This is a genomic window from Sulfitobacter sp. R86518 (genome assembly GCF_042466275.1).
Taxonomy (GTDB): domain Bacteria; phylum Pseudomonadota; class Alphaproteobacteria; order Rhodobacterales; family Rhodobacteraceae; genus Sulfitobacter; species Sulfitobacter pontiacus.
Window position 1 is genome coordinate 2,057,802 of the sequence record NZ_JAXHCA010000005.1, and the last position, 26,193, is coordinate 2,083,994.

At 61.7% G+C, this 26,193-nt stretch carries 24 protein-coding genes, 1 tRNA gene and 1 pseudogene; 10 read left to right on the forward strand and 16 right to left on the reverse strand.

All coding sequences use genetic code 11. From position 1 onward, the window contains the following. Positions 1-36: 36 nt before the first annotated feature. From dnaG to SJY36_RS10945, 3 genes are all read right to left on the reverse strand, one after another. Entirely contained in the window at positions 37-2,010 is a 1,974-nt protein-coding gene (dnaG, locus tag SJY36_RS10935) for a DNA primase (RefSeq protein WP_386175013.1), read from the reverse strand. 171 nt (positions 2,011-2,181) lie between these two features. Then, positions 2,182-2,490, reverse strand: coding sequence for a hypothetical protein (locus SJY36_RS10940; protein ID WP_005849241.1), 309 nt, complete (start codon positions 2,488-2,490; stop codon positions 2,182-2,184). A gap of 254 nt (positions 2,491-2,744) precedes the next feature. Then, a complete protein-coding gene (locus tag SJY36_RS10945; protein WP_005849243.1) occupies positions 2,745-4,175 on the reverse strand; it encodes a Glu/Leu/Phe/Val dehydrogenase in 1,431 nt (476 codons plus the stop codon). A gap of 344 nt (positions 4,176-4,519) precedes the next feature. Here SJY36_RS10945 and SJY36_RS10950 point away from each other — a divergent pair, with 344 nt between their 5' ends. The 3 genes from SJY36_RS10950 to SJY36_RS10960 are packed head-to-tail and all read left to right on the forward strand — an operon-like array spanning position 4,520 to position 7,058. Further along, positions 4,520-5,962 carry a pilus assembly protein TadG-related protein gene (locus SJY36_RS10950; RefSeq protein ID WP_386175018.1) on the forward strand — a complete coding sequence of 481 codons (1,443 nt, stop codon included), beginning with the start codon at positions 4,520-4,522 and terminating at the stop codon, positions 5,960-5,962. After that, positions 5,959-6,498: a TadE/TadG family type IV pilus assembly protein gene (locus SJY36_RS10955; RefSeq protein WP_005849245.1), complete on the forward strand. Its 540-nt coding sequence runs from the start codon at positions 5,959-5,961 to the stop codon at positions 6,496-6,498. Before SJY36_RS10950 ends, SJY36_RS10955 begins: the two co-directional genes overlap by 4 nt. Next, positions 6,498-7,058, forward strand: a complete 561-nt coding sequence (locus SJY36_RS10960; RefSeq protein ID WP_386175021.1) for a TadE/TadG family type IV pilus assembly protein — start codon at positions 6,498-6,500, stop codon at positions 7,056-7,058. Before SJY36_RS10955 ends, SJY36_RS10960 begins: the two co-directional genes overlap by 1 nt. Positions 7,059-7,117: 59 nt before the next feature. On the opposite strand, the gene SJY36_RS10965 is transcribed toward SJY36_RS10960, so the two are convergent. The 5 genes from SJY36_RS10965 to SJY36_RS10985 all read right to left on the reverse strand — a co-directional run bounded on the left by SJY36_RS10965 (position 7,118) and on the right by SJY36_RS10985 (position 9,893). Continuing rightward, positions 7,118-7,612: a hypothetical protein gene (locus SJY36_RS10965; RefSeq protein WP_005849249.1), complete on the reverse strand. Its 495-nt coding sequence runs from the start codon at positions 7,610-7,612 to the stop codon at positions 7,118-7,120. Positions 7,613-7,725: 113 nt separating this feature from the next. Further along, a complete protein-coding gene (locus tag SJY36_RS10970) occupies positions 7,726-8,235 on the reverse strand; it encodes a periplasmic heavy metal sensor (RefSeq protein WP_386175024.1) in 510 nt (169 codons plus the stop codon). Between the two features lie 3 nt (positions 8,236-8,238). Continuing rightward, positions 8,239-8,601 carry a hypothetical protein gene (locus SJY36_RS10975; RefSeq protein ID WP_386175027.1) on the reverse strand — a complete coding sequence of 121 codons (363 nt, stop codon included), beginning with the start codon at positions 8,599-8,601 and terminating at the stop codon, positions 8,239-8,241. Next, the gene (locus SJY36_RS10980) at positions 8,588-9,274 is read right to left on the reverse strand and encodes an RNA polymerase sigma factor (protein WP_386175030.1); all 687 of its coding nucleotides are present in this window, start codon (positions 9,272-9,274) and stop codon (positions 8,588-8,590) included. The genes SJY36_RS10975 and SJY36_RS10980 overlap by 14 nt, the downstream gene beginning before the upstream one ends. After that, the gene (locus SJY36_RS10985; RefSeq protein ID WP_009825057.1) at positions 9,246-9,893 is read right to left on the reverse strand and encodes an EF-hand domain-containing protein; all 648 of its coding nucleotides are present in this window, start codon (positions 9,891-9,893) and stop codon (positions 9,246-9,248) included. Before SJY36_RS10985 ends, SJY36_RS10980 begins: the two co-directional genes overlap by 29 nt. Before the next feature lie 213 nt (positions 9,894-10,106). Here SJY36_RS10985 and SJY36_RS10990 point away from each other — a divergent pair, with 213 nt between their 5' ends. Both SJY36_RS10990 and SJY36_RS10995 read left to right on the forward strand, forming a co-directional pair. Next, positions 10,107-10,511: a DUF983 domain-containing protein gene (locus SJY36_RS10990; RefSeq protein WP_005849256.1), complete on the forward strand. Its 405-nt coding sequence runs from the start codon at positions 10,107-10,109 to the stop codon at positions 10,509-10,511. Positions 10,512-10,559: 48 nt separating this feature from the next. Beyond that, the gene (locus SJY36_RS10995; RefSeq protein WP_386175033.1) at positions 10,560-11,255 is read left to right on the forward strand and encodes a DNA mismatch repair protein MutT; all 696 of its coding nucleotides are present in this window, start codon (positions 10,560-10,562) and stop codon (positions 11,253-11,255) included. Here SJY36_RS10995 and SJY36_RS11000 read toward each other — a convergent pair. The 5 genes from SJY36_RS11000 to SJY36_RS11020 are packed head-to-tail and all read right to left on the reverse strand — an operon-like array spanning position 11,252 to position 16,148. Continuing rightward, positions 11,252-12,169, reverse strand: a complete 918-nt coding sequence (locus tag SJY36_RS11000; protein WP_386175036.1) for an EamA/RhaT family transporter — start codon at positions 12,167-12,169, stop codon at positions 11,252-11,254. The genes SJY36_RS10995 and SJY36_RS11000 overlap by 4 nt on opposite strands. 15 nt (positions 12,170-12,184) lie before the next feature. Next, positions 12,185-13,660: a carnitine 3-dehydrogenase gene (locus tag SJY36_RS11005; RefSeq protein ID WP_386175039.1), complete on the reverse strand. Its 1,476-nt coding sequence runs from the start codon at positions 13,658-13,660 to the stop codon at positions 12,185-12,187. Next, positions 13,657-14,160, reverse strand: coding sequence for a lipocalin family protein (locus tag SJY36_RS11010; RefSeq protein ID WP_386175041.1), 504 nt, complete (start codon positions 14,158-14,160; stop codon positions 13,657-13,659). Before SJY36_RS11010 ends, SJY36_RS11005 begins: the two co-directional genes overlap by 4 nt. After that, complete coding sequence (locus tag SJY36_RS11015; protein WP_386175044.1) at positions 14,157-15,065, reverse strand: 3-keto-5-aminohexanoate cleavage protein; 909 nt, start codon at positions 15,063-15,065, stop codon at positions 14,157-14,159. The genes SJY36_RS11010 and SJY36_RS11015 overlap by 4 nt, the downstream gene beginning before the upstream one ends. Positions 15,066-15,107: 42 nt before the next feature. Further along, positions 15,108-16,148, reverse strand: coding sequence for an aldo/keto reductase (locus SJY36_RS11020; RefSeq protein ID WP_386175047.1), 1,041 nt, complete (start codon positions 16,146-16,148; stop codon positions 15,108-15,110). A 166-nt stretch (positions 16,149-16,314) separates the two neighbouring features. Between SJY36_RS11020 and SJY36_RS11025 the strand changes: the two genes are divergently transcribed. Further along, positions 16,315-17,544, forward strand: coding sequence for an MFS transporter (locus tag SJY36_RS11025; RefSeq protein WP_005849273.1), 1,230 nt, complete (start codon positions 16,315-16,317; stop codon positions 17,542-17,544). Positions 17,545-17,599: 55 nt separating this feature from the next. Next, entirely contained in the window at positions 17,600-19,312 is a 1,713-nt protein-coding gene (metG, locus tag SJY36_RS11030) for a methionine--tRNA ligase (protein ID WP_180827941.1), read from the forward strand. Between the two features lie 100 nt (positions 19,313-19,412). Here the strand turns inward: metG and SJY36_RS11035 are convergent, their stop codons facing one another. The 3 genes from SJY36_RS11035 to SJY36_RS11045 form a co-directional block, all read right to left on the reverse strand. Further along, positions 19,413-20,648, reverse strand: a complete 1,236-nt coding sequence (locus tag SJY36_RS11035; protein ID WP_386175051.1) for an ATP-binding protein — start codon at positions 20,646-20,648, stop codon at positions 19,413-19,415. Positions 20,649-20,765: 117 nt separating this feature from the next. Beyond that, positions 20,766-20,852: transfer RNA gene (locus SJY36_RS11040), tRNA-Leu, on the reverse strand. A gap of 97 nt (positions 20,853-20,949) precedes the next feature. Beyond that, complete coding sequence (locus tag SJY36_RS11045) at positions 20,950-21,405, reverse strand: Lrp/AsnC family transcriptional regulator (RefSeq protein WP_005849280.1); 456 nt, start codon at positions 21,403-21,405, stop codon at positions 20,950-20,952. 128 nt (positions 21,406-21,533) lie between these two features. On the opposite strand from SJY36_RS11045, the pseudogene putA reads away from it, so the two are divergent. From putA to SJY36_RS11060, 3 genes and pseudogenes are all read left to right on the forward strand, one after another. Beyond that, positions 21,534-24,954, forward strand: a pseudogene (gene putA, locus SJY36_RS11050) (bifunctional proline dehydrogenase/L-glutamate gamma-semialdehyde dehydrogenase PutA). Between the two features lie 69 nt (positions 24,955-25,023). Next, positions 25,024-25,767 (forward strand): rhomboid family intramembrane serine protease, encoded by a 744-nt coding sequence (locus SJY36_RS11055; protein ID WP_005849284.1) that lies wholly within the window; start codon positions 25,024-25,026, stop codon positions 25,765-25,767. Next, positions 25,764-26,135, forward strand: a complete 372-nt coding sequence (locus SJY36_RS11060; protein ID WP_009825079.1) for a GFA family protein — start codon at positions 25,764-25,766, stop codon at positions 26,133-26,135. Before SJY36_RS11055 ends, SJY36_RS11060 begins: the two co-directional genes overlap by 4 nt. The last annotated feature ends 58 nt before the right edge of the window (positions 26,136-26,193 follow it).

Consider the following 26,193-nt stretch of genomic DNA (forward strand, 5'->3'; position numbering starts at 1 on the left):
TTTGTTAAACATCCCGGCGAAAAAGCCACGCCGGGTTCATTTTTTGTCTTTCGCATCACCCTTCAGGATCGACCCCAGCAATGCGTCAAAAGCGCTGCGTTCGTCCCGGCTGATGTGGGCACCGTTCTCGGCAATGTCGTATTCTGCGGTATCTTCCTGCCCGCTGCGCTGTGCGCGATCAGCGTTGCGTGCCGCTTCGCCCAACCGCCATGTCAGCCCTTCATCCGCGGTGCCAGTCAGATCTTCGACCGCATCGGCAATCTCTTCGTCCAGCCCGCGCACGGCTTCCAGCTTGCCCAGTTCTTCGGCGACAGTCATGCGCGTCTTTTCCAGGTTGCCAGGGCTTCGGATGCAGGGCGTGATGGCTACGTGGCGCTGCGACAGCATGTTTTCAAGGGTGTACTCCCCCACTGCGTCATAAATCTTTTCGCGCAACACCGCCGGATCGTGATGCACATGGCGCAACATCAAATCGCGGATACGCCCGTGATCAGGGTCCTGACAGCGCATCGCGGCCAGCCCGTTCTCGAACTCTTCTACAAGCTGCGGACAGCCCAGCAGAGCCATCAGGATCACCGCCTCGCGCAGATGCTCCGTCGCTCCCAGCCCGGCTGCGGTCACCAGAATAGAGGACTTCGCACTAGGGGATGGCCCCTGCGGCGCGGGGGCCCATTTGGCCCCACCGGAGCCGCGCGCGACGGGGCTAAAATCTCTCTTGGCCTTTTGCGGACGGAAGAGCTGCCAGCGCAGATCCTTGATTTCCTGGCCATAATGGCTGCGGATCGACGGGTCTTTGATCATCATGATCTTTTCGCGCAGCGCCTTGTCCAACCCTGCCTTACGCTCGGGGCTGTCGAAAACGCGGCCGTCGGTCTCGCGTTGCCAGAGCAGACGCACCATTGGCATCGCGTTATCCAGTAACTTTTGCAACGCTGGTGCCCCGTGGGCGCGGAGCAGATCATCCGGATCCTGACCGTCAGGCATCACGGCAAAACGCAAGGATTGCCCCGCCTCAAGCAGCGGCAGCGCCAGATCGATCAAGCGCATGGCCGCACGTTGACCCGCCGCATCCCCGTCCAGCGTGATGACCGGCTCGGGCGAGATGCGCCACAACATCTGCAGCTGGCTCTCGGTGATCGCCGTGCCCAAGGGGGCCACCGCCGCACCGAAACCGGCCTGCACCAATGCAATCACATCCATATAGCCTTCGGCCACGATCAACGGCTTGCCCTGCCCTGCCGCTGTCCGCGCATCACGCACATTGTAGAGGCTGCGGCCTTTGTCAAAAAGCTCCGTCTCGGGGGAGTTCAGATATTTGGCGTTGTCATTCGGGTCCATTGCCCGCCCGCCAAAGGCAATCGCCCGCCCCCGGGCATCCCGGATCGGATACATGATCCGGCCCCGGAAAGTATCATAAGGCCGCCCGCCCTTGGACGAAGGCTTGGCCAGCCCCGCCCCAAAGATCAACGCATCCTCGACATTCTTGGCCTTCAGGTGATCCCAAAGCCCTTGCCACAGGTCCGGCGCGAAGCCGATTTCCCATTGCTCCAAGGCCTGCGGCGTCAGCCCGCGCCCGGCAAGATAGTCGCGCGCGGCCCCTGCCGCGGCGGTGCGCAGCTGCAGCCGAAAATACTGCACCGCCAGCTCCATCACCTCGGCCAGTTGAGTGCGCTTATCCGCCTTCTCCTGCGCGCGCGGGTCTTGTTTGGGCATGGGCATCCCCGCCTCACGCGCCAGAATCTCTACCGCTTCCATAAAGCTGACATTCTCGGTCTCTCGCACGAAAGAGATCGCGTCCCCCTTAGCGTGGCACCCGAAACAATAGTAGAATCCCTTGCGGTCATCGACGTGGAAGCTGGCGGATTTTTCCTGGTGGAACGGGCACGGAGCCCACATATCGCCCTTGCCCTGATTGGACTTGCGCGGATCCCACATCACTTTGCGCCCCACCACCTGTGACAGGCTGGCACGGCTGCGCAGTTCATCCAAAAATCCAGGGGGCAGGCTCATACTGTTTTATATTGGGTCGGCAGGGCCAAAGTCCAGCACCCAAAGCCTGCGCGACGGGCTTCATTTTGCCGGATAAACTCCGGGGGGATCGTCCGTCAGGGCGATGGGGGCTGGCCCCCGTCTTACCGCCCCGACAAGGACTACGGCACGATCAAACGACGCGCGCGGGCGTCACTGGCCCAAACACATCTCGTTCCAGGCGGCAGAAAGGTCATTGCCCTTCACGTCGCGCATTTTCATTTCATAGACCCAAGGGGCGACCAGCGGGACAACCGCGTCATAGCGATCGGGCCATTCGGGGTTCTTGGAGGCGATGTGATCCGGCACGTCACGCTCTTTCACGCGGTCGATGCGCGCTTGCCGGACGGCCTGCACGACATCTGCCTGATACTGGCAATCGGTTTCAGCGCTGGTGGCGGCGAAGACAGGCGCGCTGGACGTCGCCAGTGCTGCGGCAATCATGAGTTTACCAAATTTCATCGTCACATCTCCTAAATGTTTCTTTGTAAGCCCGCCGCCCTTCCACGGCCTACGCCGTTTTAAGTTAAAGGCTGCAGCGGACACGAGAGCGGGTGCTCATGGCGCAGGAACCTAGCCAGCCCCCGTTGGAATACAAGTGACAGAGCGGTTTTCCGCAGTACGCGCTTGGCGGTTTGGCGCGTCTTTGCCGAAAGCCGCTATCACAGCGGCTTTCGGGGAACTTTTCAGGGGCGCAGCACAGGGCCCGCGCGAGGTTACAGCCCCTTTGCGCGGTAGCTGGCGGCGACCTTTCCGATGCTCACCAGATAGGCGGCGGTGCGCAGGTCTTCGACATCGTCGCGGCTGTGCCAGACTTCCGCCATCGACCGGTAGGCGTCGCTCATCGTGTCGTAAAGACCGGAGCGGACCAGCTCAAGCTCCCCGGCACCCCGCAGGTATTTATCCTTGAAGTTCGGGCTTAGCTGCCAGCCGACACCGCTATCGGCGCTCAGACGTTCCAGCTCGTCCACCAACAGCTGGTGGCGGCTTTCCTCGTTGCGGCGCTGCATACGGCCAAAACGGATGTGGCTCAGGTTCTTGACCCATTCGAAATATGACACCGTCACACCGCCGGCGTTGGCATACATGTCAGGGATGATCACGACGCCCTTTGCACGCAAGATATCATCGGCACCAGCGGTTACGGGGCCGTTGGCGGCTTCGACGATCAGCGGAGCCTTGATGTTATGCGCGTTGGTCAGGTTAATCACCCCTTCCAGCGCCGCAGGGATCAGGATGTCACAGTCCGCTTCCAGCAGCTTGGCACCGTCTTCTTCAAGGGGCGCATCTGGATAGCCCTTGATCGTACCATGCATGGAAATCCAGCGGTGCACCTCTTCCACATCAAGACCACGGTCATCGAACAAAGCGCCGTCGCGTTCAATGATCGCGGTGATCTTGCAGCCATCCTCTTCGCTCAGGAACTTGGCGGCGTGGTAGCCCACATTGCCCAAGCCCTGCACCACGACGCGTTTACCGTCCAGCTCACCGCCCAGACCGGCCTTTTCCATCCCCTTGGTGTCGCGGAAGAACGCGTGCAGCGCATATTGCACGCCGCGGCCTGTCGCCTCGGTGCGGCCATGGATGCCGCCCGCGTTGATCGGCTTGCCCGTCACACAGGCAACCCCGTTGATATCCGTGGTGTTCATGCGCTTGTACTGATCCGCGATCCAGGCCATCTCGCGCTCGCCCGTGCCCATGTCGGGGGCGGGAACGTTTTGCGCGGGGTTGATCATATCGCGCTTGATCAGCTCGTATGCGAAACGGCGGGTGATCAGTTCCAGCTCGTGTTCGTCATAGTCGCGCGGATCAATGCACAGCCCGCCTTTGGAGCCCCCGAACGGTGCCTCGACCAGCGCGCATTTATAGGTCATCAACGCCGCCAGCGCCTCTACCTCGTTCTGGTTCACGCCGGGGCTGTACCGGATGCCGCCCTTGACCGGCTCCATGTGTTCGGAATGGACCGAGCGATAGCCGGTGAAGGTCTGGATACCGCCGCGCAGGCGCACGCCGAAACGCACCGTGTAGGTCGCGTTGCACACGCGAATCTTCTCTTCCAGACCCGGCGACAGGTCCATCAGGGCCACCGCCCGGTTAAACATGATGTCGACGCTATCGCGAAAGCTCGGTTCGGTTCCGGGGTTCATTCTACGCTCCTAAATTGGCTCTGCGACCCTGATACGGGCCGGTTCATCGCCTCGCCTTTTGAACATGGCACCTGCGTCAAGCAAAGCTGTAAATCACCATATTTCGAAGTTTTCGCACAAATTTTAATCAGTTTGAAAACTTATCGCCCAAAGCGAGCAATCACGACACACAAGACAAGTCCTGCGCGAAGTTTCCTGACAGGGGACAGTCCGGCTGCTCCGGCGGGATCTGCCCCAAAAACGGTCTGAGTATACACTTTTTTAAACGTATTTCGCCCTATTTCGGCCAACTTCACCCCGCATATCTGCTGGCAACGCCGATCCGCCCGAAATGCGTCTGTCGCATGGGTCGCACGAATAAGGACATGGAAATGCCGGTGAACGATACAGTGAGTAAATGGGTAACCCTCCCCCTGCGCAAGCGGCTGACGCGGTTCGCCCGTGAAGACGACGGGTTGGTGACGATCCTCGCGCTTTTCATGATCATGATGATGATCGCCGTGGGTGGCATCCAGCTAGATTTCATGCGCCACGAGATGGAACGCTCGCGTCTGCAAGCTGTGTCGGACCGTGCCGTTCTAGCCGCTGCCGATCTGGATCAGATGCGTGACCCCAAAACGGTGGTGGAAGACTACTTTGCCAAATCGGGCATGACCGAGTTCCTGTCGAATGTCGTGGTGGATGACGGTCTGAACTTTCGCACCGTGACGGTCGACGCAAGCAAGGACATGGACACCCAGTTTATTGGCCGCTTTGGTTTCCCCACGCTCGAAGTGCCCGCCCATAGTCAGGCGGAAGAACGCGTTGCGAAAGTCGAAATTTCGCTCGTGCTCGATATCTCGGGTTCGATGGCCACCAATAACCGTTTGGGCGAGGTACAGGACGCCGCCGATATCTTTTTGGACACCGTGCTGAAGGACGAGAACGAAGACCTGATTTCAGTCTCCTTGGTCCCCTACTCGGAACAAGTGAACGCGGGCCCGTTGATCATGGACCGTATGAACGTGAACAGAAAGCACGACTATTCCCACTGCATCGATTTCGACAATGGTGACTTTGATTCGATCGCGATGAATAGCAGCACACGGTATAACCAGATGCAGCACTTCCAGTGGAACTACGACGGCCGCAACAACTACCGTGACGATACGGTTTGCCCGCGCTACGATTACGAGCGTATTACCCCGTTTTCACAAAACAAACGCACGTTGAAGAACCAGATCGATGATCTTGTACCGCGCGCTGGTACGTCGATCTTCCTTGGCATGAAATGGGCTGCGGCGATGCTTGATCCGGCGTTCCGGGACATCAACAACTCGCTGGTGAATGCCGGTCATGTCGACCGTGAATTCTACAACCGCCCTGCGAGCTATACCGATTCAGAAACGCTTAAGACTGTGATCCTTATGACGGATGGCGCGAATGATAACTCGTTCCGCATCAGCAATACATACTACAACGAAGATAGCGAGTATGTTCATTGGAATAAATACAACCTTTGGTGGTATCTGCGCCGCGAGGTAAACTCGCGCTATTGGGGCTACTTCTATTATCAGAAGTACAACAAATCGCTGGGCAACACCTTGCTGTCGAGTATCTGCGACGCCGCCAAAGCCAAGCGGATCGTGATCTGGTCCATCGGGTTCGAGGTCGATGACGAGGACGTGCCCGCGATGCAGGATTGCGCCTCCTCGCCCAGCCACTTCTTCCGTGTCGAAGGCGTCGAGCTGTCCGAAGCCTTCCGTGCCATCGCCCGCCAGATCAACCAGTTGAGATTGACCCAATGATCGCCCGCATTTCACAAGCGCTGCGCCGGTTCCGCCGGGGTGAGGATGGCGCAGTTGTCCTGATCGAGTTCGTGATCCTCTTTCCGGTCATCTTCGGCATGTTCCTCGCGTCAGTCGAGGTCAGTCTTTATTCCCTGCGACAGTTCCACCTGAACCGCGGGCTGGAAACGGCAGTTCGGTATATCCGGCTGAACACACGCACGACGATCACCCACGACATGATCAAAACGATGATCTGTGACAACGTGGGCTATATCGGCGATTGTAAGGATACCCTGCGCCTTGAGATGGTGCTGGTGAACCCGCGCAACTTCGCCGCGATGAACGCTTCGCCCGACTGCGTGGACAAATCCCTGCCCGTCAAACAGGAACGCGGCTTTACCCTTGGCGCGCAGCACCAGCTGATGCTGCTGCGGGCCTGCGTCAAGTTCGATCCGATGCTGCCGGGCAGCGCTATGGGCTTCAAGTTCGAAACTGATGGCGCGGGTCAGGGCAGCATGTACGCCGTATCCTCCTTTGTGCAGGAGCCAAGCTAATGGTTATCTCTTATCTCAAACGCCGTGTACTGGCGCGTTTTCTGCGCGATCAGGACGGCAGCGCCTCGATCGAAGCGGTGATCATGATGCCCATGGTCTTCTGGGTCTATCTGGCGATGTTTACCTTCTTCCAGACCTATCAGGAATATTACACCAACCAGAAAGCGGCCTATACCATCGGCGATATGATCTCGCGCGAGACGCTGCCGATGGACACCGAATATATGGACGGCATTCAGGATCTGCTGGATTATATGACCCGTTCCTCTGGCGCAACGACAGTGCGCATCACCTCGGCGAAATACGATCAGAAGAACAAACGGTTCCTGCTGCACTGGTCCCGCGCTCGCGGCAGCCTGAGCGACGCGACCCAAGCGGATGTGACCGGCTGGACTGATAAAATCCCGGAACTGGAGGATGGTGAATATATCACTGTCACCGAGACATGGACGTCATTTGCCCCGCCCTTCAACATCGGGCTGCCGGTGCAAGAGGTGAAGAACTTCGTCTTTACCCGCCCGCGCTACGCCCCTTGGGTGCTGTACTCGGACGGGGCGTAAAAGCTGACGATCACGACAGAAAGAAAAGGCCCGCGGCGATCTGCCTGCGGGCCTTTTGCTTAGGATCGTTCTGCCATCATGGCAGAGATGATCTCGGACATGAACTTGGTCTGACTGCCGGGGGTCATGCCGCCGACACCGATGCGCCGGCCAATCCGCCACCACAGGCCCGGGCGCCAGATGCGGTCACCGCCTGTGCCGGGCTTGGTGCGCAGTAGAAAACCGTTAGACGGCTTGAACGCAAAAACGCCGCGATCCAGCCCGATGATGTCTTCGACCCGTGCAATCACCGTACCGTCGCTGTCGCGTAATTCGGTGGCGGTCAGCTCGATCGCGCCCGCGGTTGCGCGGCGCATCTTGTCAGCCATCCAAAGCGCCAGCCCCCCCATTGCCAGCAAGAACACCTGCCAGCCCAGACCGGGCGACGAGGTGAACGCGACGTAGATCAGGAACAGCCCCAATATCCCAAGCGCCGTCAGCCCGATGGCCCGCCGCCCAGAGGAGGCACGCGTGGTGGCAAGAACTTCGTTCGGATCGTTGAATTCAGGGAGCATGGGGCGCGACTTTCGTTAAGGTCGCTTTGCCTACCGCGCCGGGCGCGCATTTGGCAAGCCCGCGCCGCGCAATCCCGCACGGCAGGCCCTGACCGCTTGGGCCAGTTGCCAGCCTATTGACCGGCCTTCGGAGGCTTTGCGTCGTCGCGTTTGCCCTTTTTGCCGCGCTTGAGCATTTCCTCGACTCGGTCGGCATAAGCTGCACGCTCGGTCGCCGACATCTCGGCCAACTCGGCCAGCCACGCGTTTTGAACGGTCTGCTGAACGGTCAGCGTGGCGTCGCGTTGCAGGTCCAGCACACGGCGTGCCTCTGCGGGGTCAAAGGGCTCTGCGCGGATGGCGGTCAGCGCCTCTTGATACAATGCGCGGCGTGCGGCACGGCTGACGGATTTATCCTCGCGCCCCTTGCGCGCATCGGCAAAGACGGCGCGGCGGCGTTCTTCGGGCAACGCCATGACGTAGGGCGTGCCATAGTCGCGCATGTGCCGCATCGCGCCACCATGCGGCCCGTCAAAGCGATAGACCGCCCCCGCAACCAGCCCCAGCACCAGAAGGTTCACCCCCAGCGACAGCCCCAAGGCCCACCGCAGTGTCTTCGTGCTTTTGAATGCAAAGCCTGCCATTTTCTATCCCTCGTCCAAGTCCCAGCCGAACGCCGTCAGATCTGACGTATAGGTGTCCAGCGATGTCGCATCGGCGACGATGTAATCGTCGCCGCCGGTGATGATCTGCGTCGCGACATCCGGCAAGCCGCTTGGCGGGGCGACCCCGATCCAGAACCCGACAGCCGTTGCCGTGATCAGCCCGCCCAAGGCAGGTGCGCCGCCGATGGCGCGCCAGAAACCCCGCCAGCCCCCTATCGCAGGGGCAGGCTGTGCCGCGAGCGCATCGGCGATCAGCCGGTCCATCATGCCGGCAGGCATTTGCGGCGGAGTCGCCCGCGCCTGTTCGAAATGCGCCTCTAGCGTATCTGTGTCACGTTTTGTCATCATCGTATCCCAAGGCGTCACGTCTTGCGCCCAAAAGTTTCGCCAAAGCCCTTTTGCCCCGTGCGGTCAGGCTTTCAACCGCTTCGACCCCGACATCCAGAATGGTCGCGATCTCGGGGTTCGCCATCCCGTCTATGTGGCGCAGCACCACCGCCTGCCGCTGCCGCTCGGGCAATCTGTCCAGCGCCGCTTGCAAGGCATCCTCGCGCGCCGTGCGCTGCAGCCGAGCCTCGGCGCTCTCCGCCGGATCGGTGGGTTCCGCGATGTCCTCAAGCGGGACACCACGGCCGCGTTTGCGCAGCCGGTCGGTGCACAGGTTGGCGGTCACACGGTACAGCCAGGTGGTCACCTTCGCTTCGCCATCGCGCCAGTCCGGAGCGATCTTCCACAGGCGCATCAGCGCGTCTTGCGTCACGTCTTCAGCCTCGGCCGCGTTGCCCAGAATGCGGAAGGCGTGACCAAAGATGCGCGGTGTCAACTGGAGCGTCAACAGCCGTGCCGCCGCCGCATCCCCCTGCACATAGCGGTGCAGCAAGGCGCGTTCGGGGTCATCCACCCCGTCGGCATCCGTCGTATCGTGCATATCCATCAAACCGGAGGTAGCCTTTGCGGGCGCGCCGTTCAAGCGCGCCCGCATGCTTGCCTTATTCCGTTGCAGCCGCGTCGCCGTCATCGGACTTGTCGTGCTTCATGTGTTTGCCGGGTTTGCCGTGCCCGTCCTTGCCGCCATGACCACCGCGTTTGCCGTGATGCTTGCCACCCATACGGGCTTTGGCGAACTCTTCCGCGCTCAGCGATCCGTTCTTGTCGGTGTCCAGCTTCTCGATCATCTGCTCGGGGCTGTGACGCCCGGCCATTTCTTCCATCGACAGCTTGCCGTCTTCATTGGCATCCATGCGCTTCATCATCTTGTCGTGGCGCTTGGCCATCCGGTCGCCTTTGCCTTTGCCCATGGCTTCAAGCTCGGTCGCGGAAAGCGACCCGTTGCCGTCGGTGTCCAGCTTCTCCAGCATGCGCTGGCTGCGCTCGGCGTGGCGTGCCTTGGCTGCGGCGGCCAGTTCATCCTGTGTCAGGAAGCCGTCGCCATCCGCGTCAGCAGCAGCGAAACGTGCCGCGGCGTGGGCTTTCATTTCTTCGGCAGTGACTTCACCGTTCATATCGGTGTCCAACTGGACAAAGTGGCTTTGTTTGCCGCCCTCTGCCTTATCCGCATTCTGCGCGACCAGTGTCGTGCCGCCCAATGCGATCAACCCGCTCAAGAGTGCGATCTGAAGATTTGCTCGTTTTGTCATCTGTTTCTTCCTTTGGTGATCTATCTAACGCCCGCCGTTTTCAGCGTGGCGATACCGGTTCAAACGACAGCCGCCCGTCATTCCGTCGCAGAAAATGTGAAAAAGTTTTGAGCACCCCTGCGCGGGCTTTGCGACATGGCGACGCAACTGCCCCGAGATCCCTTTATTTCGCGGCGTTTTGGCCGCATGTAGGATGGGAACAAGGAAGCCCAGATGACTGACCAGACCGTAAATATGCCTCACGTAGACACAGATGAACGCAGCATGAAGAAATCCCTGCTGCGCGGCTGGCGGCGTAAATGCCCCAACTGCGGGGCCGGTCCGATGCTGAAAAGCTATCTGAAGGTCAATGATACCTGCACCGTCTGCGGCCAAGAACTGTTCCACCACCGCGCCGATGATGGGCCCGCCTATCTGACGATCCTGCTTGTCGGGCACCTGCTGGCGCCGGGGCTGCACATCGCCTTTGTGGTCTGGCGCCCCGAACCGCTGACGTTGTTTACAATCTTTTCGGTTGGCTGCGTCGGATTGTCCCTCTACCTTCTGCCCAGACTGAAAGGAGCCATGATCGGCTTCCAATGGGCAAAGCGCATGGGCGGGTTCGGCAGCACCAGCTGACCGGCACCCCAAAAGCCCCGCTAGAAAAACAGGATATGGGGCAAGGCGATGACCATCGACAAAAGTAAAATCCGCAACGCAGCCACGGTGATCGTGATCCGCGACCGGCATACCGCGCCGCGGATCCTGATGGGGCAGCGTGGTGCGACGGCAGCCTTCATGCCCAATAAGTTCGTCTTTCCGGGCGGCGCGGTCGATCTGGGCGATGCGCAGGTGCCGCTGGCCAGCATGGTGGATGAAACCTGCCAGAGCCGTCTGGCCGAAGACGCCGATGGCAGCCTTGCACATGCCCTGGTGGTAGCCGCGATCCGCGAGCTTTGGGAAGAGACCGGCCTGATCCTTGGCCAGAAAGGCGCATGGGAGGGCACGCCCCCTGCCGATTGGCTGACCTTTGCACAGCGCGGCTATTTGCCCCACGCGGCCCCGCTGCAATTTGTTTTCCGCGCGCTGACGCCTCCTGGACGTCCGCGCCGCTTTGATGCGCGTTTCTTTCTGGTCGATGCCGAGGATATCGCCACCGATCTGGACAATTTCGACGACGCCTGTGACGAGCTTTCGCATCTGCAATGGGTGGCCCTGTCGGACGCGCGCAAATTCGACATGCCCTTCATCACCGAGGTGGTGCTGGCCGAAGTCGAGGCCCGCGCGCGGCAGCTTGACCCGCCCGCCTCGGTCCCGTTTTTCAAGAATAACGACGAAGAAAGCCTGTTCCTGCGTTTGCGCGGGCGCCCGATGCCAAGCTAGGCGACCATCACCAGCATCAGGATCGACGCGATCAGCACCGCCATGCCTGCCGCCTCTCGGGGGCTGATTTTCTCGCGGAAGAACAGGGTGGAGGCCGCGACGCTCAGGATCAGCTCTACCTGACCAAGGGCTTTGACATAGGCTGCGTTCTGCAAGGTGAAGGCGATGAACCAGCACAGCGATCCGCCCATCGAGGTCAGCCCGATCCAGACCGCGACCCGGCGCGCGCGCCAGACATCGCGAATCTGCCCCGGTTCGCGCAGCCGCAGGTACACCGCCATGATCAGCGATTGCATCGTCACCACCGCCGCAAGGGTCACGCCTGCGCGCAGCACCGGCAGATCGGTCTGCACCGCCAGCGACGCCCCGCGATAGGACACGGCTGACACCGCGAAAAGCGCGCCTGACGCAATCCCCAGCCCCGCCGCGCGATTGCGCAGGTCGCGCAGGTGAAACCCCTTGGCCTCTGCCCCGCCGGACAGCAGCAACAACCCTACCACGCCAAGGGCAATCGCGGCGAAACCGGTGGCGCTGACGCCCTCGCCCAGAATGATCCAACCCACCAGCACCGTCAGGATGACCTCGGTCTTCTTGAAGGTGATGCCCACGGCAAAGTTGCGCTGTTTGAACAGTAGCACCACACAGACCGTCGCGAGGATCTGCGCCGTGCCTCCGACCAACCCATGCGCCCAGAACCCCGGCCCAAGTGCCGGCAGGGGCGTCGCGCTGAGCGCCAGATAAGCCGCGAGCCCCAGTAGAATAAAGGGCGCGGAATACAGAAACCGCGAGAACGTCGCCCCCGCCGCCGACAGGGTCGCGGTCGCGAGGTATTTTTGCAGCATGAACCGCCCGGTCTGAAAGACCGCCGCGGCCAGCGTCACGAGGATCCACAGGTCCGGCAGCGTGTCAGCCATGGGCGCGGACCCCGATCACCGTGGCGCGGCCACATAGCGGCCCACACCCTCGGGCATCGGCAAGGCCGCATGGGCATGGGCAAAGCGCGTCAACGCCGCCGCGATCTCCGCAGACGGATCAGAGGGTTTGCGGGTTTCAAGGCTGACGTGCAGCAAGAAGTGTTCCCCCGTGGCGAGCAGCCGGTCGCCTTCGTACATCTCGTGCCAAAGGTGCATTTTCTTGCCCGCCCCCAGCAGCACGCGGGTGCGTATGTCGATCACCGCGCCTGCATGCACTTCGTCCACGTGGCGGATATGGGTTTCAGCAGTGAAAAAGCTCCCGCCCGAGGCAATATACGCCGCGTCGCAGCCGATCAGCTCCATGAATCGGTCGGTCGCGTCGGCAAAGGCCTGAAGGTATTTCGCTTCGGTCATGTGGCCGTTGTAATCGGTCCAGTCCAGCGGCACGGCACGATGGACGGTGGGCACCGGCTGGGACGGATCGTCGATATCCGCCGCTCTCGCCTCAAGCACGGTGCCCGCGCGCAAGGCCGCCTCGTGCTGTTTCATCAACCGTCCTGCGCCCCAATCCTGCTGTTTCAACGCCCGCATCATCGCGACCAGATTATTGTCGCGGATGCGTTCAAGGTCGCGGATGCCATAGGCCCCCGACTGTGCGTCCGATTGCCCCGCGATCAGATCAACAAGGGTCTCGTCAAAATCGGGCACATCCATCAGCTTGGTCCAGGGCCATTTCAATGCCGGACCGAACTGCGACATGAAATGCTTCATCCCCGCTTCGCCACCGGCAACGCGATAGGTCTCGAACAGGCCCATCTGCGCCCACCGGATGCCAAAGCCATAGCGGATGGCGTCGTCGATTTCTTCCGTGGTGGCGATGCCGTCCTTGACCAGCCAGAGCGACTCGCGCCAGACAGCTTCGAGCAGACGGTCGGCCACATGGGCGTCGATCTCTTTGCGCAGATGCAGCGGGTACATCCCAAGCCCCGTCAGCAGTTCCTTGGCGCGGTCTACCAGGGGGCCGTCCTGCCCCTCGGCCGGGACCAGCTCGACCAGCGGCAACAGGTAGACGGGGTTGAAGGGATGGGCGACCATGATCTGATCGGGGCGCGTACTGCCCGCGCGCAGTTCTGACGGTTTGAACCCCGATGTCGACGATCCGATCACCGCCTGTGCATCACAGGCGGCCTGAATTTCGGAGAGCGTGCTGTGTTTGACCTCAAGCCGCTCGGGCACGCTTTCCTGTATCCACACGGCCCCCTCCACCGCCTCGGCGATGCTGGTGCAAAACCGGAGCCCCCCTTCGGCGGGTAGGGCGACATCGGTCAGACCGGGCATGGAGCGGCGGGCGTTTGCCAGCACCTCGGCGATCTTGCGTTCGGCCTGCGGGTCGGGGTCGAACACCTGTACCTGCCAGCCATTTAGCGCAAAGCGCGCGGCCCATCCGCCGCCGATTACACCACCGCCGATGATTGCTGCGATTTTGGTCATTGTCGTATCCTCAGCTGGTCCGTGTCATAGCCGTTAAAGTCCAATATCTCGCGCGCGGCCGCGATCCGGTCCGCGCCGCCGCTGGCGCTGCGGTCAAGGATCCAGCCAAAGTCGCCAGCGGGATTGCCGACCACCGCGGTGCGGAACCCTTCGTCGACCCAAAGCACCCAAAGCGTGCGCGTGCTGCCATCGGGGCGCGACAGCGCATAGCGCCCCTGCCCCTGCTGCTGCGCCAGCCACAGCGTCCCCCCGTCGCCACAGCCGACCTGTGTGCACAACTGGAACGCGGGGCCCTGCGTCGTCTCGACCAAGGCCACCTGCGCCACGCCGTCGCCAAAGCTGTCGCGGACCAGCCACGGCCCTTTGAAGCGCGCCGCGTCATAGCGGCTGGTGGCACCGATTAGCGCCTTGCTGTCCCGCAGGCCCTGCGCGGTGTCGGGGGCCTGAGCCCCGCATCCGGCCAGAAGCGCCAGCGCCAGAGCCAGCAGCGCGCGCTTCATGCGGCGGCCCGTTTGGTCAGGCCAAGCTGTTCGCGCACCTGCGCCGGGCCGATGACCCGTGCGCCCATATTCTCGATGATCGTTCCGGCGCGTTCGACCAGCTGCCAGTTTTCCGCCAGAACGCCCTTGTCGAGCCAGAGGTTATCCTCGAGCCCGACACGCACATTGCCCCCCGCCAAAACGCTGGCGGCGACATAGGCCATCTGGTGACGCCCCAGCCCGAAGGCGCTGAAGGTCCAATCGTCCGGCACGTTGTTCACCATCGCCATAAAGGTGTTCAGATCATCGGGGGCGCCCCAGGGCACGCCCATGCATAGCTGCACCAAAGCAGGGCTATCCAGCACCCCGTCCTTGACCAGCTGTTTGGCGTACCACAGATGGCCCGTATCAAAGGCCTCGATCTCGGGCTTCACGCCAAGCTCGGTCATCATCCGGCCCATGGCGGTCAGCATACCGGGGGTGTTGGTCATCACGTAATCGGCTTCGGCAAAGTTCATCGTGCCGCAATCAAGGGTGCAAATCTCGGGCAGGCATTCCTTGATATGCTGCACCCGTTCCGCCGCGCCGATCATATCGGTCCCGGCCACAGGGGGCAGTGGCTGCTCGGTCGAGCCAAAGACGATGTCGCCGCCCATCCCCGCTGTGAGGTTCAGGATCACGTCGACCTCTGCCTCGCGGATGCGCTGCGTCACCTCGCGGTACAGATTAAGCCGACGGCTCGGCGCGCCTGTTTCGGGGTCGCGTACGTGGCAATGGACCACCGCAGCCCCCGCCTTGGCCGCCGCAATCGCGCTGTCGGCGATCTGTGCGGGCGACCGTGGCACATGGGGGCTGCGGTCCTGACTGCCCCCCGACCCCGTGACCGCGCAGGTTATGAATACGTCCTTGTTCATGGTGAGAGGCATCAAAATCTCCTTGGGTTCAGGGCCGGCGTGGCGTTTGAAGGGTCAGAACGGCATCGGATGCGCTTTATGCGCGGCATCCAGATCTGCCATCACCTCGTCATCCAGATGCAAGTCGATCCCGCCGAGGATCACCTCGAGCTGGTCAAGCGAGGTCGCGCCAAAGATCACCGAGGTCATGAAGGGCCGTTGGCGCGTGAAGGCCAAGGACATCTGCACCGGATCCAGCCCGTGTTTCTGCGCGATCTGCAGATAGGCGTCCACCGCATCGAACACGCGATCCGTTTTGCGCCCGCCCAGATCCCCATTGATCGCCATGCGCGATCCTTCGGGCAGCGCGCCATTCTGGTATTTGCCGGTCAGCAGCCCCGCCGCCAGCGGAGAATACGACAGCATCCCGATATCTTCGTTGTGGCATGTCTCGGCCACGTCGGTATCAGCGATGCGCGCCAGCAGCGAATATTCGTTCTGGACCGAAACGGCACGCGGGCCGCCCGTGCGTTCGGCGGCATTCACCCATTGGGTCAGCCCCCAAGCGCTTTCGTTGCTCAACCCGAAGGCGCGGATGGTGCCGCGGGTCACCTCGTCTTGCAGCGCGCCAAGGCAGTCTTCCATATGCGCCATCGTCTCGGCACGGTTCTGCGACGAGGGGTCATACTCCCAGTTCTTGCGGAACATGTAGCTGCCACGATTGGGCCAGTGGAGCTGGTAGAGGTCCACATAATCGGTGTTGAGCCGCTTCAGCGATCCTTCAAGCGTGCTGCGGATCGTATCGGGTGAAATCCCCGCGCCGTCACGCACCGGAGCCCCCGCGCCTGAGTGCTTCGTCGCCAACACAAAGTCGTCGCGCCGTCCTGTCTTGGCGATCCACTGACCGATGATCTCTTCAGTGCGGCCAATGGTTTCCGCCTTGATCGGGTTAACCGGATACATCTCGGCAGTGTCGATAAAGTTGATCCCCGCATCAAGGGCGCGTTCAATCTGCGCATGGCCTTCCTCGGGGGTGTTTTGCGTGCCCCAAGTCATTGAGCCCAGACAGAAATCAGTCACTTCGATACCTGTGTGACCCAGCGTGTTCTTTTGCATTGGAATTCCTCGTTTAGATTTGCGCCTACCCTTTCTGTTCCGCCACGTCACCGCAAGCGCATTTTCCGGGCAGCCGTGCCGTGCAAAAGCCGAAGGGTGAAAATTTTCGCGTGACTGTCGCTTTGACCATTGGTCTTGCCCGAAAATGGGCACAGAGTACCACGATATGCGCCTTCTCATTTCCTTCGCCGCCCTGTTTCTTTCCGTCATTCTGCTGCAACTGTCGTCAGGCGGTGTGGGGCCGTTGGACGTGCTGTCGGGCACGCAACTGGGGTTCACCAACCAGCAGATCGGCCTTTTGGGCTCGGCGCATTTCGTCGGCTTTTTTCTGGGCTGCTGGGGCGCGCCGCGCCTTTTGGGCACTGTCGGGCACAGCCGCGCCTTCGCCGCCTTTACCGCTGCGGGCGCGATCGGGCTGCTGTCGCATATGATGGTGCTGGACCCCTATGCCTGGGCGCTCATGCGGGTCGCGTCCGGGTTCTGCGTCGCCGGATGCTATACGGTGGTCGAAGCATGGTTGCAGGCCAAGGTCACGAACGAGACGCGGGGCCGCACCATGGGGGCCTACCGTGTAGTGGATACCAGCGGGTCATTGGCAGCGCAGATGATCATTGGCGTGCTCGCGCCTGCGTCCTATGTGTCCTACAATTTGTTGGCGATCCTGTGCTGTGCCGCGCTGATCCCGCTGGTGCTGACCCGCCTGCCCCAACCCGAAACCCCCGAAAAAGGGCGGCTGCGCCCCAAGCTCGCGATTGATCGATCCCCGCTGGCCGTCGCCGCCGTGGTGGTCGCGGCCCTGTCCAGCGCGTCCTTCCGGATGGTCGGGCCGATCTATGGGCAAGAGGTCGGGCTGACCGCCGGTCAGATCGCGTGGTTCCTGTCGGCTTTCGTGCTGGGAGGCGCTTTGGCGCAGTTCCCCGTGGGCTGGCTGGCCGATAAATTCGACCGCCGCTGGGTGCTGATCTGGCTGTCGGCTGCATCAATGCTTAGCTGTGCGGTCACCGTGATGTCGGCGGGCATGGGCACGCAGGCGATCTTCCTTGCCGCGACCTTCTTTGGCCTCACGACCTTTCCGATCTATTCCGTCGCGGCGTCCCACGCCCATGACTTTGCCAGCAGCTCGGAACGGGTAGAGCTTTCGGCGGCGCTGATGTTCTGGTTCGCGGTCGGTGCGATCTTTGCGCCCTACATCGCCTCGGTGCTGATCGAAGGCTTTGGCCCCGCGGCGCTGTTTACCATGATCTCGGTCGGGCACGGGGTGCTGGTGCTTTTTGGGCTGACGCGGATGCGCGCCCGCCCTACGGCTACAAAACGCACCCCCTATGTCTATGCACCGCGCACATCCTTTACCATCGGCCGCCTGATGCGCCGCAGCCGCGAACGCGACGCCCCCTAGCCCTTGCCCCGCCGCTGCGCTAGAGACGTGCAAAAGCAGTTTCGGGGTCCAAGTCATGACGCGCCACCTTATCACCTCCGCCATTCCGTACATCAACGGGATCAAACATCTGGGCAACCTTGTGGGCAGCCAGCTGCCCGCCGATCTATACGCCCGCTATCAGCGCGGGCGTGGCCAGGAGGTCTTGTTTCTCTGCGCGACGGATGAACATGGCACGCCCGCTGAACTGGCTGCTGCCAAAGCAGGTAAACCGGTGGCGGAATACTGCGCCGAGATGCACGAGGTTCAGGCCCGCATCGCGGAAGGGTTTGGCCTGTCCTTCGATCACTTTGGCCGGTCCTCCAGTGCGCAGAACAAGGCGCTGACCCAACATTTTGCCGCAGCGCTTTATGATCAGGGCCTGATCGAGGAAGTCGAACAGCGCCAGATCTATTCCGAGACCGACGGGCGGTTCCTGCCCGACCGCTATGTCGAAGGCACCTGCCCCAACTGCGGGTTCGAGGATGCCCGCGGCGACCAATGTGACAACTGCACCAAACAGCTAGACCCCGAAGACCTGATCAACCCGCGATCGACCGTTTCCGGTGCTACCGACCTCGAGATGCGCGCCACCAAGCATCTGTTCCTGCGTCAATCGCAGATGAAGGACAAGCTGGACGAATGGATCAACAGCAAGGCCGACTGGCCCGTGCTGACCACCTCTATCGCGAAGAAATGGCTGCATGACGGTGACGGGCTGCAGGACCGTGGTATCACGCGCGATCTGGACTGGGGTGTGCCTGTCAAACGCGGCGACGCCGATTGGCCGGGGATGGAGGGCAAGGTCTTCTATGTCTGGTTCGACGCCCCCATCGAATACATCGCCTGCGCGCAGGAATGGGTCGATGCGGGCAAGGGATCGGACTGGGAAAGCTGGTGGCGCACCGACAAAGGCGCCGACGACGTGCGCTATACCCAGTTCATGGGCAAGGACAACGTCCCGTTCCACACGCTCAGCTTCCCTGCAACGATCATGGGTTCGCAAGAGCCGTGGAAGTTGGTCGATTACATCAAATCGTTCAACTACCTCAACTATGACGGCGGCCAGTTCTCGACCTCGCGCGGGCGCGGGGTGTTCATGGATCAGGCGCTGGAAATCCTGCCAGCGGACTACTGGCGCTGGTGGCTACTGTCCCATGCGCCTGAAACCTCGGATGCGGAGTTCACGTGGGAGAATTTCCAGTCCTCCGTGAACAAGGATCTGGCGGATGTCTTGGGCAACTTTATCAGCCGCATCACCAAATTTTGCCGCTCGAAATTCAGCGAAGACGTGCCAGCGGCGGGCGAATACGGGCCTGAAGAACACGCGCTGATCGCGGATCTGACCGAGCGGGTAGCCCGCTATCAAACCGCGATGGAGGCGATGGAAGTCCGCAAATCCGCCGCCGAACTGCGTGCGATCTGGGCAGCGGGGAACGAATACCTGCAAGCACAGGCCCCTTGGACCACCTTCAAGACAGACCCCGACAAAGCCGCGGCGCAGGTGCGTCTGGCGCTGAACCTGATCCCGCTTTACGCGGTCTTGTCTGCGCCATTCATCCCGACGGCCGCCGCCAGCATGCTTGACAGTATGAAGGTTGAAAATGCCGCATGGCCGGATGATGTGCCAGCCGCCTTGGCCCAACTGGCCCCCGGTCACACCTTCGAGGTGCCAGAGGTGCTGTTCGCGAAAATCACCGACGACCAGCGCGACGAATGGGCCGAAAAATTCGCAGGCGGGCGCAGCTGATCTGCCAAGGCTCCGCCGTCTGACCACTCCGAAAACGATCAAAGGCCAGCGCACCGCGCTGGCCTTTGATTTAGTCCCACCAGAGAACCCTGAACGGCGTTCAGGCAGCCAGCAACGGTAAACGGAACGCAAATGTGGTAAGACCGTCATCGCAGGTCACGTCGATCTGACCGCTATGCGCCACCGCGATGGAAGATGCGATATGCAGGCCAAGCCCCAGCCCCTCGCCCTTGGTCTGGTCGCCACGTTGGTAGGGTTGGAACAGCTTTTGCTTCAGGCTTTCGGGGATTGGCGTGCCGCGGTTGGCAACGGAAATCACGGCCTCCGCCTCGCTGACGCGCCCCCGCACCGTGACCTCGCTGCCGTCATCGGCATAGCGCACGGCGTTCGATAGCAGATTCGACACCGCCTGCGCCACGCGCGCGGCATCGCAGCTCACGGGGCGGTCAAAGTCCAGATCGACGGTGATCTTGTGATCGGGTGCTGCGGCGCGCACCTCTTCGACCACGTGGTTCAACGCGTCTTCCAACCCCGCGTCCGGCGTGGCCGAGATGCGGATACCGCCGCCCAACCGCGATTTTGCGTGCAGCATGATATTGTCGATAAGCTCGCTCATCCGGTGGATAGAGGTCCCCATCAGCGGCAGAATTTTCCGCGCCTTGTCTGACAGCGGCTCCTTGTCGAGCTGGCGCACACCCGCGTTCAGCGCGGCGACCGAATTGCGCAGGTCGTGACCCAAGACGGCGACGAACTCCTCTTGCACGGCGGCCATCTGGCGTTCGTGCTCTACCAATCGCTCCTGCGCCTCAAGCCGCTCTTCGGTCTCCAGACTGCGCCCGATGATATCGGCAAACATCTCGAGCATGGCCACAACGCGGGGGTGTTTGACGTCGCGCGGTTCGGTATCAATCGCGCAGAGGGTGCCAAAGAACGACCCGTTGCTGCGGAAGATCGGGATGGAGGCATAGCTGACGATGCCGAATTGCGCGGCAATCGGATGGTTGCGATAGACATCATCCGTGGCGACATCGTTGAACATCACCTTCTCGGAGGTCTCGCGCACCGATTGGCAGAAGGTCTGGTCGATCCCGATCTCGTCACCTTCGGACAAGCCAAAGTTCACTTCGTCCACCGTGCGACAGGCGACCCAGCGATCGGTCGTCACCCGCGCCACAGCAGCAAAGCGCATATCCGTCGCCAGCATTACCGTTTCCAGCAACGTCCCCACAGTTTCGCTTGCCGCGAGCATTTCGATATCTGACTGGAAATCATGCGCACCGGCAAGATAGGCCTCATGATCCTGAATGATCGCGCGCATGTTCGTTTCGTCGTCCACCCGATATCCCCCATTTGTTTCGCATCCGCTACCATATGCACAGCCAAGAGCAACGACAATGCCATGATAACCGGCCTGTCACGCTTTTCGGAGACTGGATTTAAGTGGAGGGATGAGTGGTGCGGGCGGTGGGACTCGAACCCACACGGGCACAAGGCCCAACAGATTTTAAGTCTGGTATGTCTACCATTCCATCACGCCCGCAGTGCCGCGCACAATAGCTAGGTTGCGGGCGGTGTAAATGGTCAGATGCAGGGCAGCCGGCATCAAAATCGCGATTGGCCCCGTGCGCCTTCGCGGCTTACGCCATGTCCGCGAGCATGATTTCCTTGACCGCTTCCATCGCCACATAGGTAGAGGTGTTGGCGACATAGGGCAGCGTGGTCACCGTTTCGCCCAGAAAACGACGGTAGGCGGCCATGTCACGGGTGCGCACCTTAAGCAGGTAATCAAAGTTCCCTGCGATCATATGGGCCTGTTCAATTTCAGGCACACGGGACACGGCCTCGTTAAAGGCGCGCAGGGCGACCTCGCGGGTGTCTTCCAAACGGACCTCTACGAAAGCCACGTGATCCAGCCCCAGACGGATCGGGTCCAGCAGGGCGCGATAGCCCAGAATGACGCCGCTATCCTCAAGCCGCCGCAGCCGCGCTTGGGTGGGGGATTTGGACAGCCCGATCCGTTTAGCGAGGTCAGTGATGCTGATGCGCCCGTCTTCGGCCAGTACCGTCAGAATCGCCGCATCGAAGCGGTCCATTTTAAAGTCGTCGTTTGTCACGCAAGAGGCCCAATAATAAAGCGGTTTACCCACCAAACTGGCCGGAATCAGGAACTAATACTACTATTCCCGAGCTATTCTAGCGCAATTATCAGTTGGAGTACCTCATGGCACGCGATTCTTCCCCTATTTTGCGCCACCAGATTGACGCAGGCACCTACACCGACCAGGACAACGTCTTGCGTGAACTGGTGCGCAATGCGCACCTGTCGCCAGAGGAACGGGTCAAGATCACGCAAGACGCGGCACAGATCGTGCGCGATATCCGCGGCCATACCTCCCCCGGTATCATGGAAGTGTTTCTGGCCGAATACGGTCTGTCCACCGACGAAGGTGTCGCGCTGATGTGCCTTGCCGAAGCGCTGCTGCGTGTGCCCGACGCCGAGACCATCGACGCGCTGATCGAGGACAAGATCGCGCCCTTCTGACTGGGGCCGCCATATGGGGCACTCCACCTCGCCGCTGGTGAATGCATCGACTTGGGCCCTGATGCTGACCGGTCGCGTGCTGGACGATGACCAACCCGGCCCCGTGCGCCACCTGCGCGCAGCCATCAAACGTCTGGGCGAACCGGTGATCCGCACCGCCGTCAGCCGTGCGATGAAGGAAATGGGCCGCCAGTTTGTTCTGGGCGAGAACATCAACGCCGCGATGGAACGCGCCAAGGGCATGGAGAAGAAGGGCTATACCTATAGCTATGACATGCTGGGCGAAGCCGCGCGCACCGAAAGCGACGCCAAACGCTATCACCTGAGCTACAGCCGCGCGATCTCTGCCATCGCGACGGCCTGCGTGCACAAGGACAGCCGCAAGAACCCCGGCATCTCGGTCAAGCTGTCGGCCCTGCATCCGCGCTATGAGGTCGCGCAAGAAGCATCCGTCATGCGTGATCTGGTGCCGCGTCTGAGGGCTCTTGCCTTGCTGGCGAAATCCGCTGGCATGGGGCTGAACGTCGACGCCGAGGAAGCCGACCGTCTGGGCCTGTCGCTGGATGTGATCGAAAAAGTGCTCTCCGAACCTGCGCTGTCGGGTTGGGACGGTTTCGGCATCGTGGTGCAGGCCTATGGCCCCCGCGCTGGTGTGGTGATCGATGCGCTGTATGACATGGCGATCCGCCACGACCGCAAACTGATGGTCCGCTTGGTGAAAGGTGCCTACTGGGACACCGAGATCAAACGCGCACAGGTCAAAGGTGTCGAAGGTTTCCCCGTCTTCACCCAAAAAGCCGCGACCGATGTGTCCTATATCGCCAACGCCCGCAAACTGCTGAACATGACCGACCGGATCTATCCGCAGTTCGCCACCCATAACGCGCATACGGTCGCCGCCGTACTGCATATGGCCGAGGATAAAGAGAAGTTCGAATTCCAACGTCTGCACGGCATGGGCGAAACCCTTCATAACATCGTGATGGACAAGCACGGCACCCATTGTCGCGTCTACGCCCCCGTCGGCGCACATGCCGATCTGCTGGCCTATCTTGTGCGACGCCTGCTGGAAAATGGCGCGAACTCAAGCTTTGTGAACCAGATCGTCGACGAAGACGTCGCCCCCGAGGTCGTTGCTGCCGACCCCTTCGACAGCCTTGCGGAAAGCGGTTTGCACATCCCCACCGGGCCCGAGCTCTATGCCCCTGCGCGCGTGAACTCGATGGGGTTTGATCTGATGCATACGCCGACGCTAGACGTGATCGAATCCGCCCGCGCGCCGTGGAAAGCCCACCGTTGGGCCGCCGTGCCCCTGTTGAACGGCGAGGCAAAGCCCAAGAAATCGGCACGCCTGATGAACCCTGCTGCCTCTGGCCGCAGCCCCGGCACCGTGCGCAATGCGTCCGAGGCTGATGTCGCCAAAGCGTTGGACAATGCCGCCGTCTGGGACGCCCCGCTAGAGGAACGCCGCGAGGTCCTGTTGCGCGCAGCCGATATGCTGGAATCGCACTACGGCGAGATTTTCGCCCTGCTGTCGCGCGAGGCCGGCAAAGGCCTGCCCGACTGCGTGGCAGAACTGCGCGAGGCGGTGGACTTCCTGCGCTACTACGCACAGCAGGCGACCAACACGCCCCCCGCCGGCATTTTCACCTGCATCTCGCCGTGGAACTTCCCGCTGGCGATTTTCTGCGGGCAGGTCAGCGCGGCACTGGCTGCGGGTAATGCGGTGCTGGCCAAGCCGGCGGAACAGACCCCGCTGATCGCTTTCCTTGCCGTGACCTTGCTGCATGATGCCGGCGTGCCCCGTCACGCCTTGCAACTGCTGCCCGGCGGTGGCGAGGTCGGCGCGGCGCTGACCTCGGACAAACGGATCAACGGTGTGGCCTTCACCGGATCTACCGCCACAGCGCTGCGCATCCGGTCCGCGATGGCTGAACATTGTGACCCCGGTGCAATTCTGATCGCGGAAACGGGGGGGCTGAACGCCATGATCGTCGACAGCACCGCCCTGCCCGAACAGGCCGTGCAATCGGTTGTCGAAAGCGCGTTCCAATCTGCCGGGCAACGCTGCTCTGCCCTGCGCTGTCTCTATATTCAGGAAGACATCGCCGAAGATGTGATCGAGATGCTCGAAGGCGCGATGGACGCGCTGGTCATGGGCAACCCTTGGGACATCTCGACCGACGTGGGCCCCGTGATCGACGAGACCGCGCAAAAAGGCATCGCCGAGCATATCGAGACCGCCCGCGCCGAGGGCCGGATCATCGCCGAGCTGACCGCCCCCACCGTCGGCACTTTTATCGCGCCGACCATGATCCGCGTGAACGGGATCGCTGATCTGGAGCGCGAGATTTTCGGCCCCGTCCTGCACATCGCCACGTTCAAGGCGACCGAGCTCGACAAGGTCATCGACGCGATCAATGCCACCGGCTACGGGCTGACCTTCGGGCTGCACACCCGCATCGATGACCGGGTGCAGCATGTCTCTGAACGGATCGAGGCGGGCAACATATACGTCAACCGCAACCAGATCGGCGCGATTGTCGGCAGCCAGCCCTTCGGCGGCGAAGGCCTGTCGGGTACAGGTCCGAAAGCGGGCGGTCCGAACTACCTCCCCCGTTTCAGCGCGCCTGACCTCAAGGTGGTGGAGGACACATGGGACAGCACGCAGAAAGACCTGCCCAAGCTGCCCGGCCACAGTGGGGCCTTCCTTGAAACCATCACGCTGCCGGGGCCCACGGGCGAATCCAACCGGCTCAGCACCCTGCCGCGTCCGGCGCTCTTGTGCATGGGGCCGGGCAAGGACACCGCAGCCGAGCAAGCCCGCGCGGTCACGGCCCTTGGCGGGAATGCGGTGGAGCTGTCGGGCAGCATCGACGCGACCGCGCTGACCGATGGGCCAGCCTATGGTGGTGTGCTCTGGTGGGGTGACGAGGCGACCGCGCGCAAACTGGACCAAGCCCTGTCTGAACGCGACGGGCCGATCATCCCGCTGCTGCGCGGGCTTCCAGATACCGCCCGCGTCCGCGCCGAACGCCATGTCTGCGTTGACACCACCGCCTCTGGCGGGAATGCGCAGCTGCTGGGAGCTGCCGGCTGATCTGCCACATGGGCGGGCGTTCCGACGCCCGCCCTTGACCACACCCGCGCAATGGCTAAGGGTCAGCCCATGTTCCCCATTCGCGATCACAACCCGTCCGGCCGCACGCCCTATGTCACCTATCTGCTGATGGCGGTGAATATCGGCGTTTTCCTCAGCTATGTCGGGCTTTTCAGCGACGACCGCGCACTCAATATCTTCTTCTTCGACTGGGCGCTCATCCCCGGCCGCGTCACCACGGGGGATGGCTATACCGGCATCCTCACCTCGATGTTCCTGCATGGCGGCTGGATGCATCTCGCGGGTAACATGCTGTTTCTCTACATCTTTGGCGACAATATAGAAGACGAGATGGGCCACGGCGCCTATCTGCTGTTCTATCTCGCCTGCGGGCTGCTGTCGGCGCTGGCCCATGTGATCTCTGCCCCCTATTCGCCGGTCCCGACAGTCGGGGCATCGGGCGCGATTGCGGGGGTGATGGGCGGCTATCTGTTGCTTTACCCCAAAGCCAAGGTCGACATCCTGATCATCTTTATCGTGTTCTTCCGCATCTTCCCGATCCCCGCATGGATCATGCTCGGCTTGTGGCTGGGGATGCAGTTTATCGGTGGCGTCGGGGCGGACCCGACCGTGGGCGGTGTCGCCTATTGGGCGCACGCGGGCGGGTTTATCGTGGGGATGGTGCTGACCATTCCACTATGGCTGCGCTTGGGCGGGCCGCGCTTCTGGTCGGCCACGGACGGCCACCCGCCGCACCCGCAAGCGACCTACCCCACCTCCGCCAGCCGTATCCCGAAAGTGAAACGAAAATGACCGCCAGCACCCATAGCGCGACCTGTCACTGCGGCAGCGTCACCCTGACCGCCACCCTGCCGGAGGGGCTCTCCTCTGCCACACGCTGCACCTGTTCCTTTTGCCGCCGCCGCGCGGCACCGGCGGTGACGGCGCTCACCAGCGCGCTCAAGGTGACCAAAGGGGCCGAGCATCTGACGCTCTACACCTGGGGCACCCATACGGCGAAACATTATTTCTGCAAGATCTGTGGCATCTACATGTACCACCAGCGTCGATCCGACCCCGCGCAATGCGGCGTCAATCTGGGGTGTATCGACGGGGCTGCGCCCTGGACACAGGAACCGATCCCCTACACCGACGGGATCAACCACCCGTCAGACAAATAGCCGACGGGCGCTTCCAAATGGTTTAAATCCTCGCCGAAGGCATCCCGCCCTCGGCCAC